Here is a 1,127-nt window from a genome sequence, read left to right on the forward strand (position 1 = left end):
GGACATATGTGATGGAAGCATATGCACAAGGCAAGAAGTATGACCTGATCATTTTCGACCCACCGAGTTTTTCGAACAGTCGGAAGATGGATCATGATTTTGATGTCCAGAGGGACTATTTGCGTTGGATGAAGGTGCTTAATGCCCTTCTTGCGATGGGTGGAAAGTTAGTGTTCTCGACAAACTTGGGAACATTCAAGATGGATGAGAAAGCAATACGTGGATTTGAGATCAAAGAGATTACCAGACGAGTCGCAGCACCGGGATTTACCCGCCGTCTGGGAACTGCGAGGACGTGGTTGCTGACGAAACACGAAGATATACGGATACCAGATAGATGGATAACCTCCGTACAAGAGAAAGCTGGCAAGCAAGACCAGCACGATGAGAATGGGCAGGAAGCCCGTATACTAAACAAAGAAGTAAAGACAATGAAAGCAAAAGAAAAAAAAGAACCAGTAGAACTGGAAACCGAAGAAAAAACCATAGTAGAAGAAGCAGCAAACACAACTGTAGCAGAACCCGAACAGGCAGAAGAAGATATGGTGCTCCTCAATGATGAGGCAGATCAGGAAATCGAAGATCTCAATGATGAAAATACAGAAGTAGAATTATCTGAGAATGAAGAGGTTGAAACTGAAACTGACGAATCTGATGATGAAGAAGTTGAAACCGAGACTGATGAATCCGATGATGAAGAGGCCCCTGTGGTTGAACCGAATGAAGTTGAGGATGACCTTCTCACGCTTAGTTGGGATGACCACGATTTCGCCCCGTTAGTACAGGAATCTTCAGCAGAAGAAACCTCTGAGAAACGAGAGACTGAAAATCGTGAACCTCGTAGAGATGATCGACGTGGGGAGCGACCTTCATACAATGATAGAAACGATAGACGTCCACGTGGCGACCGTCCTTTCCGTGATAGAGACGACAGACGCGGTGGCGACCGTCCCTCCTACGGTGACAGACGTCCAAGTGGTGATCGTCCCTCCTACGGTGACAGACGTCCAAGCGGCGACCGTCCCTCCTACGGTGACAGACGTCCAAGTGGCGACCGTCCCCCCTACGGTGACAGCTGTCTCTTATACAATCTGACGCTGCCGACGAATTAGACGGTGTAGATCTCG

General features: G+C 47.8%; 1 pseudogene. It reads left to right on the forward strand.

The window, feature by feature from the left end:
- Positions 1–1,112, forward strand: a pseudogene (locus tag JF818_RS11235) (class I SAM-dependent methyltransferase); the annotation flags it as partial.
- Positions 1,113–1,127 lie beyond the last annotated feature (15 nt).

The sequence above is a fragment of the Sphaerochaeta sp. S2 genome (assembly GCF_016406725.1).
In the GTDB taxonomy this organism is placed as follows: Bacteria; Spirochaetota; Spirochaetia; order Sphaerochaetales; family Sphaerochaetaceae; genus Sphaerochaeta.